Source organism: Corynebacterium sp. KPL2838 (assembly GCF_040225455.1).
Lineage (GTDB): Bacteria > Actinomycetota > Actinomycetes > Mycobacteriales > Mycobacteriaceae > Corynebacterium > Corynebacterium rhinophilum.
The window spans coordinates 63,185-79,092 of sequence record NZ_JBEHFT010000009.1 but is presented as its reverse complement, the minus strand read 5'-3'; the positions used below and the strand labels follow the sequence as shown (position 1 = coordinate 79,092).

Below are 15,908 nucleotides of genomic sequence, written 5' to 3'. Positions count from 1 at the left end.
ACCTATAGTCCGATAGATATTTATATACCTGTAGTACTACCGTTATAAAACGCAATGAAGGAACCCTACAAGGAGAAACAATGGATTCGGTGATCGCAGGCAATGCGAGCTGGATGCTCATGAGCGCGGCTCTCGTGCTGCTCATGACCCCAGCCCTGGCACTTTTTTACGGAGGCATGACAGAGCGCCGCGGCGTGCTCAACATGATGTTGATGTCATTCGGCTCACTAGCGGTAGTCAGCATCATTTACATCCTCTGGGGCTGGTCAATGAGCTACGGCACGGAGTCCTGGGGCGGCATCGTTGCCAACCCCTTCGAGTTCTTCGGGCTCAAGGACTCCATCTTTGATGCCAATGGTGAATACCTCGAAGGTGCGGAAGGCTACGCCAATATCATCGATATCGGCTTCCAGCTCACCTTCGCCGTTATTTCCACCGCGATTATCTCCGGTGCACTCGCCGGCCGTGTGAAGTTCGGTACCTGGATGCTTTTCAGTGGCCTATGGGCAACCTTTGTCTACTTCCCGCTGGCCCACATGGTCTGGGGCGGAGGCATTCTCGGCGAGGGTGAAAGCAGCGTCACTAGCTGGATCTTCGGCAGCGAAGGCGGGGAAGCGCTCGTCGCACCCATTGACTTTGCCGGTGGTACCGTCGTCCACATTTCTGCCGGTACGGCCGCACTCGTCCTAGCGATTGTCGTGGGCAAGCGCCAGGGCTTCCCGAAGAGCGTGCAGCGCCCCCACAACCTGCCCATGGTCATGCTCGGCGCCGGCCTGCTGTGGTTTGGTTGGTTCGGCTTCAACGGCGGTTCCGCCTTCGCTGCCGATGGACTCGCCGGCCTGGCCTGGGTCAACACCACCGCCGCAACGGCCGCCGCAATCCTGGGCTGGTTGCTCGTGGAAAAGCTGCGCGATAACTACTGTACTTCCTTAGGCGCAGCCTCCGGTGTGGTCGCAGGACTTGTCACCATTACCCCGGCCGCGGGCGATCTGAACCCAGTGACCTCGCTCATCATGGGTGCCCTCGGCGGCATGCTGGGTTGTTTGGGCGTGGGCCTGAAGTTCCGCTTCGGCTTCGATGACTCCCTCGACGTCGTGGGCGTGCACCTGGTCGCCGGCCTGTGGGGCACCGTGGCAGTTGCCTTCTTTGCCAATGACCGCGGCATCTTCACCGGCGGCGGCGCCGAAGGTTGGAAGCTGCTCATCGTACAGATTCTCATCGCCGCTATCGCCGTGGTCTTCGCCGCAGTCATTACCGCCATCATTGCGGTGATTTTGAAGGCGACCATCGGCTGGCGCGTGACCGACCAGATCGAAACCGACGGCATTGACTTTGGTGGTCACCGTGAGACCGGCTACGACATTGGCGGCCGTGCCATGCGCGGTACCACCAGCCGCAACTAAAACGCCCAGCGATACCTAGGAGCAATAATGAAACTCGTAACAGCCGTGGTCAAGCCCTTTACGCTTGATGATATCCAGCAAGCACTACAAAAACTCGGCTCGCCGGGCATGACGGTGACCGAAATCGAAGGCTTTGGCCAGCAACGCGGTAACAAGGAAATCTACCGCGGCGCCCAATTCGCCACCTCCTTTGTCCCCAAAGCCAAAATCGAGCTCATCGTGGCAGACGATGACGCCGAAGCGATTGTCGATGCCATCGTGGACGCCGCCTGCACCGGCGAAATCGGCGACGGCAAGATTTGGATAGCGCCCGTCGAAGACGTCATCCGCGTCCGCACCGGTGAGCGTGGGGAGAAGGCTATTTAGACCTCAAATGCGCGGTGGATCTGCTTGCTTATAGAAGTAGAAGAGTCGTGGCAAACCAGTTTATTTTAAGTTCAACGTGAGGAAAAATCCGAGAGCCCGACCCCGATGTGTTGGGGTTGCCCGCAAATCGTGGACACGTAGTTAAGCTGCTTAGGGGTTAAGCAGCGGCTTTCTTATTACCATTTTGATCAGCGAGCTGGGCTTCGAAATCGACGGGGCTTACCATCCCGATGGCTGAGTGGCGACGGCGCCGGTTGTAGACAATCTCAATCCAGCGGGCCACCGCCTTCCCGGCTTCGTTGCGGGTTCGCCATTTCCTCCGGTCATAGAATTCGGTCTTCAATGTCGACCAGAACGACTCGGCCATCGCATTGTCAAAGCAGACACCAGTACGGCCGACCGATTGAGCAATACCTAGTTGCTGGCAAACATTCCACAATTGTTCACTCGTGAACTGAGTGCCACGATCTGCGTGGAAGACCACGCCGTCGGGTACGTCACCACGCAGGGTGTAAGCCATGCGCAGTGCACGTTCAACCAGGTAAGAATCCTGCACACTATCCATGGACCAGCCGAGGACTCGGCGGGAGTGTCCATCGCGGATAACGCATAGGTACAGCCAGCCCTCACTCGTGCGTAGATAGGTAATATCCGACATCCACACTCGATTAAGCTGCCCTTGATCAAATAGGCGTTTCACCAGGTCTGGAAGCGTGGACCTCCGCTTGGATTGAATCGTCGTTACGGGAACAAACGCCCTGGGCGAGATGCCCTCAATACCCATCACCCGCATGCGTTTGGCCACGGTTTTACGATTGACCATGATGCCCTTCTCCGCCAGTTCTGCAGTAATACGAGGAGCACCATAGACTTCGTCGGACTCCTCCCAGATCTCATGGATGAGAACATCCAATCGGTCTAAGAATCTCTGACGCTGATTTTCGCCGCGAAGCCGTACTGCTTGAGCCTTTTGCCATTTATAGTAGCCAGAACGGGAAACCTCTAATAACCTGCTCATTCTTTTTATGCTGTAGTTCGCCTTGCTCTGGCTGCATTAGCTCAAATTTTTCCGATCGCGTTGCTTCGCAGCGAAGAAGGCGGTGGCTTTTGACAAGAACTCATTATCCATCTTGGCCTCAGCTAGCTCACGACGTAAACGTGCATTTTCGGCTCGTATATCGGCATCACTGCGGCCATCTACCGAGCCTTGGCGTTCCCGCTCGAGTTTGACCCACCTGCCTAAAATTGTGGCTGATACGCTAATTTCCTTAGCCACATGAGCGATTGGGCGCCCAGACTCGATGACCAGTCTGGCGGCCTCCTGCCGGTACTCCGGGGTGTACTTCTTCCTTGACGAACTCACAATGAACATCCTCTCCTACGGACACAAGATCCGTACTAATAGGGTGTCCACTAAACGAGGGTAACCTCAGTGTCAACTTTCCGGGGCCAGGCCTTGTGTGAGGTTACCCTCGTTTAGTGGACACCCGATCTGTGCGGATCGTGTGGCGGTACGAGAGGATGGGCCTAACCCCAACAGTTCCACTACCCGGGGTAGGTCCCGTTGGCCCCTTGGCGCACCGCTGTTCCTTGGCGTTCCAGGCCTTGGTTTTGCCTCGGTGCAGCTGATCGGCACGGTGCTTTGGGGTTATTCCCGTCGATGACTCCGGGCAAGCCTCCGTAATGTAGAGCATCGTGCGCCAGGTTAGTTCCTCGCAGGATACAGCGGTGTCTGGTTTGGTGTTGTCGGTTGCGCTAGTTCTCACGCTGCCTTACGCGCTTAAGGACGCCGTAATCACCGGTCCTGGCATCAACGGCGGATTAAGCATCAATCAACGCTGACGCAAGCTGCTACTGTGAATACTCCTAAAAATGTCCTCATCCCCTTTTTGCTACTTAACCCCCAACGGCATTGTCAAAGCAACCCGTCAATCTTTAGGTTCGACCATCGCGCAGCTGCGTGAACAGGGTCGTAACGGCCCGTTTGGCGAGCAAACTGGGGGCCAGGGCAGTGGAGGTGAACAGTTTAGAGAACTGCAGTGACCTTATAACCCTTCTTGGTGAGCAGCCGGGTCGCTGCTTTAAATGTCGCGTTATCGCTGTCGGGGTTGTATTTTTCGGGATCTAAAGCGATATGCGCGAATTTTCCATCATAGCGGATAGTCATGAATTTGTAGCCAGCTTGTTCTTCGGCATCATCGATTAGCGCTTGCACGTCGGAGGTATCGCGGTCGGGGGTGGCCGCCGCCGCATGGTCTTGATGCTGGGCTATAGGGGAAGCTTTTTCGATTGGAGTGCTGTGGCCGATTAAGCCAGTGCTTGCAGCCAATAGTCCAGCAAGAATAGTGGTAATAATCTGAATACCTTTCTGTTGGGCGTATGGTATGGGTGAGTGTGGTATAGAACACTCGCTCACCTGCAAAATTAACAGTTACAACCGTAACTTAACTTCGGATTAGCTCAAAAACTGTGCTGACCAAGGACCAGTTTTCCTGGTTCCTTCCAGCACAAGAGCCCAAATTGGTTATTATACCAAAACTAGTCTTTGTTTTCAGGCTCCTGAAACGGCTCTTCCTTTGGGAAGTACTCCAGTGGGTGGATGTAGGACTGGACCCCTGTTCGGAATACCCGGACAGGGCGGTAGATTACTATTTTTCCAACCCGGTTGGGCTGGATATCGGGTGTCCGCCAAACAGGGGTCAGGCCCGTTGGATATCAGGTGTCCACCAAATGGGGGTCAGGTCCATTCAAGGAGATATAAGTAATGCCTTGGGTGAAGCGAATAGCGAACTTTTGAGAGGAGATACCAGCCCCTTAGCCTGAGCCTGCACATGCATTTTGAATGGCGGCGATGGTAGCTTGAGAACTATGAGAAGCTTGTGGAAGCATTTCCGGCCATTCTGCGTCTCTGCTTTGATCGCCATCGTGCTCGGGGTTCTGTTTAATGACCATCACTGGGCACTGATTCTAGTGGTCGCAATTTTGCTCATAGGAGTCGTTCTATCCTTGGCGGATTATGCTTCCGGGCGGCGTCGAAAGAATGAGGATGAGCGTTGAATCAGAAATTGCAGTTGTCGTTGGCTACCGGATTCGTCGGCGTGGTTTTGGTCATCGCAGCGCCTATTTTAATTAGCACCGGAATTGATGCTGCCGATGCTGGGCAGCAGTCCGGTAATGCTGTGGTTCCATTGCTTTTAGTGGGCATCGGAACCGTACTAGTGATCCTTGCGCTGGCCCGTTCCGGTCCTGTATTTGAAAAGAAAAATTTAAACGCCGAGCGCTAGAAGCGCTAGTTTTGGGGGCCATATTCCTTGCGGGAATGCAGAGGACACGACGTTAAGCGCCTTCAATCAACCTACTGGTTGATTGAAGGTTCAACCGCCTCTGCGATTCAAAGCCAGAGAAGTCGGGGCAAGATATGTATTTAGAGAACTTGATCCCCTCGGCTATCCAGTCATGGTGATGACTGGGAAGGAGTAATGACATGAAGGCTTTGTACAGGGCAGCGATTTTCTACCTCGTCTTGGGCTTGGTCGCCGGCTTGTTTTATCGGGAGTTTACGAAGCTACAAGATTTCCCGGAAGGCGAATATACGCAGCTAAGCGTGGCCCACACCCACTTGCTGGCATTGGGCTTCATGCTATTCCTCATCTTCTTGGCGCTGGAAAAGGTCTTCGCGCTGTCGCGGCACCGCCAGCTATTCAACTCATTTTTCTGGCTGTACAACGTGGGCGTTGTGCTCACCGTCGGCATGCAAATTTCGCACGGCATACTGACGGTGCTGGGCAAGGAATCCAATGAGATGATTTCGGGCATCGCTGGTCTGGGCCACATCTTCATCACTGTGGGGCTGACGGTCTTTCTCGTGAATTTGGGCCGGGCCATCAAGGAACCAGATGAGGGTAGCACCAAAGCTTCGGTGAACGCCTAACTATGAGCGAGCACAGCGCACAATAAAACGTCACGGCGCCTACTCGCCGCGATTGGATAAGCTTGGCGGTTCTTTCCGTCGGGTTGGGCATCATTGTTCTAGATGGCACTATCGTCGGCGTGGCATTGCCCTCGGTCATCACTGACCAGCAGCTTAACCCGACGCAGGCGCAGTGGGTCAACAGCCTCTATGCGGTGCTATTAGCTGCGCTGCTGCTGCGACGGGCAAGATTGCGGGTACCTGGGGACGCAAGCGCGCCTTCCTCACCGGCCTGACAATATTTGTGGAAGGCAGCGTATTGGCGGGTTTTCTACCACCGCCGCCTTTGACCTCCGCGCGAGCCGTGCAAGCTATCGGCGCCGCATTCATCATGCCGTCCACGCTCTCTACGGTTAATGCCGTATTCCGTGGCAAGTACCGCGCCGCAGCCTTTGGTGTGTGGGGCGCGGTGATTTCTGGGGCTGCAGCGCTCGGACTGCTCGCCGGTGGTGCACTGACGGAATGGGTGTCCTGGTATTCGCGATTATCGAGGCCCGACCTAGGCTGGTGGGAACCCCAATCCTCGTTCAGTTTCTTTGGCTGGACGTGGTCAGAAAACGCGCCCATCTCACCGGTGCCGGTGGCGCTCGCGGTTTCGGCCGTGGGCTTCGCGCTGTCAGCCATGGCAATCGGTGCATTCTCTCCGGTGCAGCAGCCCCCACGTCGCGGCACGGTACGGGGGCGCCTGGCACCGTGCTCATCGGGCTCGGCTTGGAAACCGTCGGCGTTCTTATCCTCGTCCCGCTTATGGGGCCGGATACGAATGGTTGGATCATCGCCGCACCGCTGACCCTGTACGGCTTGGGCCTGGGGTTCGCCTCCGCAACGCAAAGCACCGTGCGCCTGGGGCAGTGGTGCAGGCCTTAAGCGAGGGCATGACCAACGCCGCGCAGTGGTTGCTCGTGGCCGCTAACGCATTCTCTCGCTCTGGGCTTTGTTGGTGCACTTAGGGTGTGCCTTGCTGCGGGGGAGAAGGGTGCCCCCGCAAGCAATGCCGATCTCGGTGCCCGCGTTAATCGCGTCCCGAACTGATTTTCCACCCGCGTGCTGCTTTGCGTTGCTGCCAGAAGTGACGGTAGATTCCGGGGACATCGGAAAGCTCAGAATGCGTGCCCAGCTGGCTGACGTGCCCGTGTTCATCCAAGACTACGATTTGATCAGCCGATTTAATTGTATCCAGCTTATGGGCGATGACGATAAAAGTAGACTTCTCCCGTAGCTCGTCCATTGCGGCAAGGATATTTGCCTCATTTTCTGCATCGAGCGCGGAGGTAGCCTCATCAAAGAGGACAATCGGCGCTTGTTTGAGCAGCGCGCGAGCAACAGATACGCGCTGGCGCTCGCCGCCGGACAGAAGCCGCCCGCCTTCACCAACAGGAGTGTGCCACCCTAGGCGGTTGGCAATAGCAGTCACGCCTGAAAGATCAGCTGCGCGGAAGACTTCCTCATCGGAGGCATCGGGACGACCAACGCGGATATTAGCAATCAGCGAATCATCGAAGAGATAGACGTCCTGAAAGACCATGGATAGTTTGGACATTAGCTGTTCGGTTCCAAGCTCGCGGATATCTACGCCGTCAACCATCACCGCCCCGGAATCTACATCCCAGAATCGTGAAATAAGGCGCGCAATTGTGGTCTTTCCGGAGCCGGAAGGACCGACAATGGCGGTAACGGTGCCCGGTTGGGCGTGGAAGGCGACATCGACCAATACCGGCTTATCTCCGTACCCAAACGTGACATTGCGCAGCTCAACACTGCCCGAACCGTCTCCTGTACGCGGAGTAGTGGGTTCTGGCAGGGAAGGGGCATTGGTGATGAGCTCGGTTTCTGCGAGCGCGATACGGCCTGCGTCTAAACCGACGAAACAAGAGCCCAGCTGCTCAAGCGTGCGGGTAAACCTCAAGCTGATTCCGATGATCGCAATTGTTTCTAGTGGCGATAGGGCGCCTTCAACGGCAAGATCCGCGGAGACCATAATGAGAGCCACGATGAAGATCTGCACTACTATGCCGTTGAGTAGCAAAGCTAATGTGGATACCCATAGCTCGCGTATCCGTGCTTTATGATCGATTTCTAGTGCTTGCTCAAGCGGCGCAAACCCTTGTGATTTTCCCGCCGCGCGCAAGGCCGGCTGGCGGTTAGCAAATTCTACGATGCGCTGGGAGAGCTCTTTACTCGGCCCGAGTGCGCGGTTCGATGCTTTCTCACGAATCCATGCAGCCAACTGCATCACCACGAGCGCCAATGGTGCGATGATTAGAAAGACCAATCCCAACCGCGGATTCCAGAAACACGCTCCAACCAACAGGGTCATAAGTGCTGCACCATCGCGGTACACCATGCCTTGAGTATGTGCAAGAGTCTCGGCCGCCACCATAAAACGATCTGAGACGAGACGAGATAGCCCGCCGGTATTAGCCGGTATGAACCAGCCGAGCGGTAGCGTTGCCAATTTATCGCCCACAGTCGTGTGCGCGGTTCGGATGAAATCCAAGGCCGTGTGGTAAGAGGCCATGGTTGCGAAAAATCGTAGCGCAAAAGCTACGAGCGCAATTGCCAAAAGCGTCCACATCCATGGTGCGATCGTCGTATCCCCATCGAGTGCCTTTGTAAGTGGCACGAGCGTGAGAACGGCGAAGCCGTCAAGCACGCCAACGATAAGCGATAGACAAGCATGCCTTTTATTGAGCTTATGACCTACAGGACTTTGCAGCTTTTTGACACTGCGAGTAAGTAACGGATCACGAAGCCGCGAACTAGCAGGCGTGGTGGCATTAGACATGAGAATTATCCTTCACAGGCTTGAGGCGGATTATTTGGTCTGCGCCTTGGATTGACTCCGGTTTGTGGGCTATGACCAAGACGGTCTTGTCTCTTACGAGTGTGGCCAGAGCCGCTTGAATTTCTGCTTCGCAGTCAGGATCGGTTGCCGCAGTAGCTTCATCCAGGATCAAGATTGGGGCATTGGTAATAATTGCCCGGGCAATAGAAATGCGTTGCTGTTGTCCACTGGATAAAGAGATGTTCTCACCAACAACGGTGTCGAGCCCAGCTGGTAAAGCGCGAATATCAGCAGCTATGTGCGCGGCCTCTGCTGCTTGCCAGATCTCTTCATCGCGAGCTTCTGGGCGTGCAAGGCGAATGTTTTCCCGAATACTCATGCGCAGTAAGTGAGGATCTTGTAAGACAAAAGCCACAGTGCGGTACAAACTGTCGAAAGTGAGATCACGGATATCCACGTTGTTGATAGTGATTGTGCCCGAATCTGGATCCTGGAAACGCGCCAGCATCGTTGCTGCTGTGGATTTGCCAGACCCGGAGGGGCCAATCAATGCCGTGACAGTGCCTGCGTTTAATTGCGCAGAAAAGTCTTGGAGGACTGGTGTGTCTGGGGCGTAGCTAAAGCTGACCTTGTGGAATTCCACCTCCATGTCTTGACTACTGGCATCGAGGCTCTTTGAGCCTTCATTCACGTGGGAAATTGTCATGACTTCATCGAGGCGCAACGCCGCATTGCCAGCGAGCTGGTAAGACCACATCATGCGGCCGACGGTTTGAATCGTGCCTGGGATCACCAGTGCAATCAACGTTGTGGCGATGACTTCAGCAACCGTGACATAGTCCCCGGCTATTAGCAGAGAACCGACTCCTACATTGATAAGGATGAGCACGGGAACCGCCACCACGGATTCTGAAATTGCGCTAACGCGAAGAAGCGGACGTACCCACTCGTAATAGAAGTCAGCGAATTGTTTAGCAGCTTCGCGGTACCGAGCGTGGGCTTTGCCAACGGTGCCGAAAGCCTTGACGACGGAAATACCTTCGGAGAACTCCACTGCAGTGGCAGAAACCTCTCCAAGATAATCGTCCATTTCCGCAGTTTTTGTGCCCATATCTTTCATTGAATACGCCTGGATTGCTAGGAAAATGGGCACAGTGGCAATAGAAAGTAGGCCAAGGCGCCAATCCAAGATAAAGGCATAAACTAGAAGCGCAAGAGGCGTGAAGATTGCGGCAACTTGCTCTACAGGAGCATGGGCTGTCAGGGTGTGCAGAGTTAGCGTATCGTCCTCGACTGCTTTGCGGACTTTGCCGGAATTAGTTTGGCTAAACCAAGACAGCGGTGCTTTCGCAATAGCGGTAATAATTCGGCGCCGGTTGATCCCCACCAGCTTTGCATCAGCGAAGTGGGTGATCGTAAGGGCAAGGAAATAGAAGAATAGCTGGCCCAAAAATGCTGCAAGGAGCCATTTCACAATGGACGCGACGTCATCAGTATTGCCGTCGATTAGAGCATTTCCCAGTGCCACCAACGCGACGTAGGGTGCTACGGCGAGTACCGAGGATATAAGCGCGAGAAACTGTGCGAAGTAGATGGTTGTTTGCACTGGGGCCAGTAGCTTTTTTAGAGCGACCTGGCCGGCTTTTTGTTTTGCGCGAGCCTCTTCTTCCGGTGACGCACCGTGTGATTCTGGTGCGTGGGTTCCGCTTAATTCTGTGGAACTTTGTTTTACCTCAGACATTTCTTTCTCAATTCTTGTTGATGTCAGTCATATCGATGATTCTGGTGACTGATTCTTGGATGAATTCGTGGTCATGGGTGATAACGATGACCACTGCGCCGCTTGCTGCAAGAGATCGAAGCAGCGCAGAGATGGATTGCAGTTGGCGCCAGCCCACTCCAGAGGTAGGTTCATCGAAGATGTAGACCTCTGCTTGCTCGGCGTGGGCTGAAGCTATGGCTAAGCGTTGCCGTTGCCCACCGGACAGAGACTGCGGATGCCGTTGGGCCATCTCTTCCAGATCGAGGCGATGGAGAATCTCGTTGACATCGATGTGGTCCCGCTTCTTCTTTGCCAGTCCGAGCGTGACCTCTTCTTCGGTGGTGGCAGCGAATAGCTGGCGGCCAACATCCTGCATCACCATGTACGCGCTGCGCCTCCGAGCTGCTGCTCCTACTCGTTTGCTGTTCAAACGGAGACTACCGCCGCGTTTGGGAGAAGCAAGACCACAAATGATCCTGGCGAGGGTGGTTTTGCCAACACCGTTGGGCCCAATCAAGGCGGTGACTTCGCCGCTGGGGAAAAATGCGTGGTCAATGTTGAGCACCTCATGCGTGCCATAAGAAAAACGGATATCGCTTAACTCGAGTCCGCTCCGCTGGGGATCGGCGTTTTCGGGCGTGGGTGGTTCGGGCACGCTCGCGGGGAGTGGAACGTGGTGTAAGCTGCGTAGCCCCAATTGTTTGCGTTCGGGTTCGTCTAAGGCATAAAACTCTTGGGCGTGGAAACTGCGCGCTATTTTTCCCTGAGTCAAGTAAATAACTTGGTCAGCGATATCTTTTAAGTAAAAGAGGCGGTGATCAGCGATAATGATCGTTGTGCCTAATTCCTTCAAGCGGTGTAGCACGCGTGCAAGAATATCGATGCTTTCCATGGAGAGATTGGACGTGGGTTCATCGAGAAGCACGAGACTGCCCGGGGACACAAGCGCGCATGCGCATGCCACGGTTTGTAACTGTCCACCGGATAATTCTTTGAATCGCCGGCCCCGAAGATCGTTAATGCCTAGCAACTCGACCGCTGATTGAATCCTAGATTCAATTTCTGTGGGATCCACACCAAGGTTTTCTAGCCCGAAGGCTAATTCTGCATTGACGCTTTCAGTGAAAAACTGCGTCCGTGGATTCTGGAATACTGAGGCGCTGAACTCGATGGCGCGGGACAGCGGTTCCTGCGCAGGGTTAAAGTCCTGGCCATCCTTTGTAATAGTGATGGTACCTAGTAGCTCTCCTGGATTGAAATGGGGGATGAGTCCGTTGATCAACTTGAGTACCGTGGACTTTCCCGATCCGGAATCACCGGTAATCAGTAGGCACTGTCCTGGAGAGACAGAAAAAGACACATCAGATACACCTTGAATGCCTGGCCGAGCGCCCAATGGATATGTAAAAGAAACGTTATGGGCGTTTACACTGGTTGCGACACTGCGTTCGTTCATAAGTGGACCTCCGTGGGAAGCCAGACAGAGGCAACAACGAGGCCCAACCCAGCTATTGCAGTTGCATCGACAAGCTTGAAGGAAAGATCAGCGGTGGTGGTTGGGCGTGTGGGTCCTCCCAATCCGCGGACAAGAGCAGAGGCAGCGAGCTCATCACCAGCGCGGACGACGGCGCCTAATAAGGGGATGATCAGCATCGCGGACGATTGTGTGGGCTGTGTGAACCAGCTTTTTACTCCGGGTTGGAGGCCACGAAGGATCATGGCATCGCGGATGGCTTTGGCTTCTGCCACGATGATCGGCAAAACGCGCAGGAATACCGCCGGTGGAATGGTGGCCCAGCCTGGTAAACGCAGGTCCCGCAGTGCTGAGGTCAACGTGGATGGTGTGAGAGTGAGCAAGCCGAATGCGCCGATGGACATGCTGATGACAAAACGGCTTAGCCACGAAAAAACTGCCGCCGAAAAAGCGAAAAATGTGGAGCCAGGAAGCTGTAAAAGGCCCCAATACCCTAGATAGGATAATGCAAAAGCGCACAGGCAAATAAGACCATAGTGTGGCTTTACTGTAGCTAGTGCGATGGAGCTGAAGGCGATAGAAATCAGCAGCGTCGGTAGGTGGCCGTGGCTGAGAGCTACCGCATTGATTACTAGAACAGAAAGCAGCACGGTCCGTGGATCGATCGAAGGTCGACGAAGCACGCCTTGTTTTCGCAGGCTCACAGGAGGCCAGCGCTTTCAAAGTGTTTGCGGCTGACGCGAACTCCGACCTTTCCTCCGATAAAGCCGACGATGAGCGCACAAATGGCCAGTACTCCAATGGTCCATGGCTGGAAGATATCCGACATAGCATCGGCGTATTCTTGGCCCATTTGGTCTGCGATATCGACGTAGTATGAGTCCGTATCCAGGATTAGCGGGATAAAAGGCAAAGAAACCCAGGCACAGAAGACGCCATAGGCAATAGGGAAGGACTTGGCAATCCCGAGGTGGCTTTTTGTGATAATCAAATCCGCGATAAACCCAAGAATTATGCTTCCCAGCAAGGTCCAGAAGTAGTGCCCGGTGAGCATGAATGCTAGTCCGTTAATACCACCGACGAGGGTGAAAGCGCCCATTTTGGGCGTGCGGGCGGCATAAAGCACTAGCACGATTCCATTTGCGATTGCCGCGATGAACCAGCCAATGAACATGAATTGTGGTCCTGCGAATCCGACCATCCCGGTTACAAAGGTGATTACAAAGTAAAGTGCAGCAAAGATGCCAGCGTTGATGAGATCTCTGGTGTTTAAACGTGCCGTCGACCCAGTGGATGAGCTTGTATTCCGTGCGGGCGTAGAGGACTGTTGGGTCATGGTAAACCTCGATTCATAAACAGTAGGGAAAGTAAGGCTTACCTAAAACATATAATATTGTTTATAAGGTATTTCTAGTTTGATCTGAAGATTTACCCTTAATGGGGGCGAATGCAGATAAACGGTTTTAGGGATCATAAAATAACTATTTGTTGATATGAGGGAACTAAGGTGTACCGCCTCTGCATGCTTGGACCGAATGAAATCAGACAGCAAACGGATCGTTATCGGGATTGCTGTTGACGATGAGCTCAATATGGTTGGTCACTGAGAGTGCTGTTTCTTCACCGAAGAAGTGAGTAATGAAGGCCACCGCCATATCAATTCCTGCCGCCACACCGGATGATGTCCAGAGATTGCCGTCGTGGACCCATCGAGCTTGCTTTTTCCATTCAATTTTCTGGCCGTGCGTTCTAGCCCAGTCGAACGCGCTTTTATTGGTGGTAGCGCTGTGGTTTTCTAATAAGCCCGCGGCGGCGAGTAGCGCCGACCCAGTACAAACTGAGGTGATGATGTCTGCCGAGCTTGCAAGGGCAGCTAGCTGGCGGAGGAACTCTGGATCTTGAACAAGTGAGCGTGTACCGCGTCCTCCTGGCACAAGCAGAGTATCTCCAGAGAAGGATTCAAAACGCATTGTTGGAACTATTCGTACGCCTTGAGCGCTGCTTACCGGGCTGTCATGTTTTGACAGATAGTTGACTTCAAGGCCTGGTGTATTTGCGAGTACTTCTGCGGGGCCAAAAACATCGAGTAACTCGAACCCGTCAAAAAGTACGATGCCAATGTTCTGCGGACGCGTCTGACTCATGACTAAACCGTATCAAAACCAAATTCGACGCCTTAGAGTTTTGGTGCTTGGGGTCAATAAGCAGAAGCGTGGAAAAGTTTACCCCTCAGATGCAGTTCAGAGGGGTACAAATTAGTGCCCCAGAGAAGATTCGAACTTCCGACACCGGCTTTAGGAGAGCCGTGCTCTATCCCCTGAGCTACTGGGGCGGGGATGTTGCTTATGCAACTCGGATCATCATAGCAGTAGGGCGCGAGTGCGCCCCAAAAGGCTGCGTGCGCGGCCGTTTGTATGGGGTGGGCGAATAGCCCGGGTCGGGCGAGCAGCCTTAGCTATGAGGTTTAGGCGCCTGCCAGCTCTTCCTGCTTGTTGCGCACGGAGGATGCGGGCGGGTTGGTCTCGTGGGTGCCGTCGGAGTACAAGACGGTGGGGATGATGCGGTTGCCGTCGTTGACGGACTTGATCCACTCATTGATGTCGTCGGTGTTATCGCCCTCTACGTCCACGAGCTCGTATGGGGTTTCGGTGCGGTCCAAGTTCTTAATGAGCTTGGCGCAAAATGGGCACCAGTCGGCGTAGAAGATGGTGACATCGGCGTTGGTTTCGGGTGCTTGTACAGTCATTAGGCTGCGTCCTTTCTATCGTAAGTTAAAAAGCGGTACTTCATGGGTAGCTCGCTGGCCGGCTGCTCGGGAAGCTCTAAGTGTCCCGTGTCAGAGGTGAGCCAGTCCGTGCTGTAGGCCAAGCCGAACGTATCAGGGATATCCGGGGCAAAGACGGCGTCATCGCCATAGATATCGCCGATGTTTACGCCCATGAGAGTGACCTCGATGCGGTCCACCTGGTCCAAGGCGGCGGTGTAGATTTGGCCACCGCCGATGACCCAGGCATCGGCAAGCGCGGGCATCGTTCTGCCCACCGTAGCACCAGTTGACCACGTGCCGGGCGCGCGCGAGGAGAGCACGTAATTGTCCCGGCCGGGTAGGGGGCGGAACTTGGGGTTGAGGGACTCCCAGGTCTTGCGGCCCATGATGACAGGCGCGCCCATGGTGACGTCCTTGAAGTGCTTGAGATCTTCCGGCACATGCCAGGGCATCTGCGCGCCATCGCCGATGATGCCGTCCAGGGACTGCGCCCAGATCGCGCCGAGCATTAGACCGACACCTGCGCCTTGATGGCCGGGTGCGGGTCGTAGCCCTGCACCTCAAAATCGGCGAAGTCATAGGAGAAGAGGTCCTTCGCCTTGTTGAGTTTGAGCTGCGGGTATTCGCGCGGCTCGCGGGAAAGCTGCTCTTGGACTTGCTCCACGTGGTTGTTGTAGATGTGGCAATCGCCGCCGGTCCAGATGAGATCGCCCACCTTGAGGCCGGCCTGCTGGGCAAACATGTGGGTCAGCGCCGCATAGGAGGCGATATTAAAGGGCACGCCCAAGAACATATCCGCCGAGCGCTGGTAGACCTGCAGCGACAGCGTGTCATTGGCCACGTAGAGCTGGAAGAGCAGGTGGCAGGGCATAAGCGCCATCTGGTCGAGCTCAGATACATTCCACGCGGAGACCAGGTTGCGGCGCGAGTCCGGGTTGTTCTTCAGGGTATCCAGTGCCTGCTGGATCTGGTCGATGTGGCTCCCATCCGGGGTGGGCCAGGAGCGCCATTGGACGCCGTAGACCGGGCCCAAATCGCCATTCTCATCGGCCCACTCGTTCCAAATGCGCACGTTATTATCCTGCAGGAATTTCACATTGGAATCGCCGCGCAGGAACCACAGCAGCTCGCCGATGACCCCGTGAAAGTAGACCTTCTTCGTGGTCAGCAGCGGGAAGGATTCCGCCAGGTTATAGCGCAGCTGCGCGCCGAAAATGGAGCGCGTTCCGGTGCCGGTGCGATCGCCTTTGGCCGTGCCTTCTTCGAGGACGCGGCGGAGGAGATCCTCATATGGGGTATTGATAGTGGCACTAGAGGCGGTGGACGTATCACTCATGGTGCCCCAGTGTAGAACGTTAGAAAGCCATTGGGATAGTCGGAA

At 54.9% G+C, this 15,908-nt stretch carries 15 protein-coding genes, 1 tRNA gene and 2 pseudogenes; 6 read left to right on the top strand and 12 right to left on the bottom strand.

Annotated elements, in window-relative coordinates; translation table 11 throughout:
• Positions 1-80 precede the first annotated feature (80 nt).
• Together ABRP98_RS04960 and ABRP98_RS04955 are read left to right on the top strand one after the other, a co-directional pair.
• Entirely contained in the window at positions 81-1,403 is a 1,323-nt protein-coding gene (locus tag ABRP98_RS04960; protein WP_284852306.1) for an ammonium transporter, read from the top strand.
• A gap of 27 nt (positions 1,404-1,430) precedes the next feature.
• Complete coding sequence (locus ABRP98_RS04955; protein WP_023025886.1) at positions 1,431-1,769, top strand: P-II family nitrogen regulator; 339 nt, start codon at positions 1,431-1,433, stop codon at positions 1,767-1,769.
• A gap of 157 nt (positions 1,770-1,926) precedes the next feature.
• On the opposite strand, the pseudogene ABRP98_RS04950 reads toward ABRP98_RS04955, so the two are convergent.
• Both ABRP98_RS04950 and ABRP98_RS04945 read right to left on the bottom strand, forming a co-directional pair.
• Positions 1,927-3,141, bottom strand: a pseudogene (locus ABRP98_RS04950) (IS3 family transposase).
• 654 nt (positions 3,142-3,795) lie between these two features.
• The gene (locus tag ABRP98_RS04945) at positions 3,796-4,098 is read right to left on the bottom strand and encodes a malonyl-CoA-ACP transacylase (protein ID WP_284785634.1); all 303 of its coding nucleotides are present in this window, start codon (positions 4,096-4,098) and stop codon (positions 3,796-3,798) included.
• 724 nt (positions 4,099-4,822) lie between these two features.
• On the opposite strand from ABRP98_RS04945, the gene ABRP98_RS04940 reads away from it, so the two are divergent.
• The 4 genes and pseudogenes from ABRP98_RS04940 to ABRP98_RS04925 all read left to right on the top strand — a co-directional run bounded on the left by ABRP98_RS04940 (position 4,823) and on the right by ABRP98_RS04925 (position 6,606).
• Positions 4,823-5,053: a hypothetical protein gene (locus tag ABRP98_RS04940; RefSeq protein ID WP_284770582.1), complete on the top strand. Its 231-nt coding sequence runs from the start codon at positions 4,823-4,825 to the stop codon at positions 5,051-5,053.
• 200 nt (positions 5,054-5,253) lie between these two features.
• Complete coding sequence (locus tag ABRP98_RS04935) at positions 5,254-5,700, top strand: DUF2871 domain-containing protein (protein ID WP_284770583.1); 447 nt, start codon at positions 5,254-5,256, stop codon at positions 5,698-5,700.
• A gap of 172 nt (positions 5,701-5,872) precedes the next feature.
• A pseudogene (locus ABRP98_RS04930) lies at positions 5,873-6,157 on the top strand (MFS transporter); the annotation flags it as partial.
• 128 nt (positions 6,158-6,285) lie between these two features.
• Positions 6,286-6,606: a hypothetical protein gene (locus ABRP98_RS04925; RefSeq protein ID WP_349857824.1), complete on the top strand. Its 321-nt coding sequence runs from the start codon at positions 6,286-6,288 to the stop codon at positions 6,604-6,606.
• Between the two features lie 145 nt (positions 6,607-6,751).
• On the opposite strand, the gene ABRP98_RS04920 is transcribed toward ABRP98_RS04925, so the two are convergent.
• The 10 genes from ABRP98_RS04920 to ABRP98_RS04875 all read right to left on the bottom strand — a co-directional run bounded on the left by ABRP98_RS04920 (position 6,752) and on the right by ABRP98_RS04875 (position 15,863).
• Entirely contained in the window at positions 6,752-8,524 is a 1,773-nt protein-coding gene (locus ABRP98_RS04920; RefSeq protein WP_349857817.1) for an ABC transporter ATP-binding protein, read from the bottom strand.
• Positions 8,517-10,265: an ABC transporter ATP-binding protein gene (locus tag ABRP98_RS04915; protein ID WP_349857815.1), complete on the bottom strand. Its 1,749-nt coding sequence runs from the start codon at positions 10,263-10,265 to the stop codon at positions 8,517-8,519. The genes ABRP98_RS04920 and ABRP98_RS04915 overlap by 8 nt, the downstream gene beginning before the upstream one ends.
• A 7-nt stretch (positions 10,266-10,272) precedes the next feature.
• Entirely contained in the window at positions 10,273-11,742 is a 1,470-nt protein-coding gene (locus ABRP98_RS04910; RefSeq protein ID WP_349857814.1) for an ABC transporter ATP-binding protein, read from the bottom strand.
• The gene (locus ABRP98_RS04905; RefSeq protein ID WP_349857813.1) at positions 11,739-12,410 is read right to left on the bottom strand and encodes an energy-coupling factor transporter transmembrane component T family protein; all 672 of its coding nucleotides are present in this window, start codon (positions 12,408-12,410) and stop codon (positions 11,739-11,741) included. The genes ABRP98_RS04910 and ABRP98_RS04905 overlap by 4 nt, the downstream gene beginning before the upstream one ends.
• A gap of 50 nt (positions 12,411-12,460) precedes the next feature.
• The gene (locus ABRP98_RS04900) at positions 12,461-13,096 is read right to left on the bottom strand and encodes an MptD family putative ECF transporter S component (RefSeq protein ID WP_349857812.1); all 636 of its coding nucleotides are present in this window, start codon (positions 13,094-13,096) and stop codon (positions 12,461-12,463) included.
• 205 nt (positions 13,097-13,301) lie between these two features.
• Positions 13,302-13,904: a DJ-1/PfpI family protein gene (locus ABRP98_RS04895; RefSeq protein ID WP_349857810.1), complete on the bottom strand. Its 603-nt coding sequence runs from the start codon at positions 13,902-13,904 to the stop codon at positions 13,302-13,304.
• A 115-nt stretch (positions 13,905-14,019) separates the two neighbouring features.
• Positions 14,020-14,092: transfer RNA gene (locus ABRP98_RS04890), tRNA-Arg, on the bottom strand.
• A gap of 132 nt (positions 14,093-14,224) precedes the next feature.
• On the bottom strand, positions 14,225-14,506 hold the full coding sequence (locus ABRP98_RS04885) for a glutaredoxin domain-containing protein (protein ID WP_278722723.1): 282 nt from the start codon (positions 14,504-14,506) through the stop codon (positions 14,225-14,227).
• A complete protein-coding gene (locus ABRP98_RS04880; protein WP_349857809.1) occupies positions 14,506-15,036 on the bottom strand; it encodes a dihydrofolate reductase in 531 nt (176 codons plus the stop codon). The genes ABRP98_RS04885 and ABRP98_RS04880 overlap by 1 nt, the downstream gene beginning before the upstream one ends.
• On the bottom strand, positions 15,036-15,863 hold the full coding sequence (locus tag ABRP98_RS04875; protein ID WP_349857807.1) for a thymidylate synthase: 828 nt from the start codon (positions 15,861-15,863) through the stop codon (positions 15,036-15,038). Before ABRP98_RS04875 ends, ABRP98_RS04880 begins: the two co-directional genes overlap by 1 nt.
• Positions 15,864-15,908 lie beyond the last annotated feature (45 nt).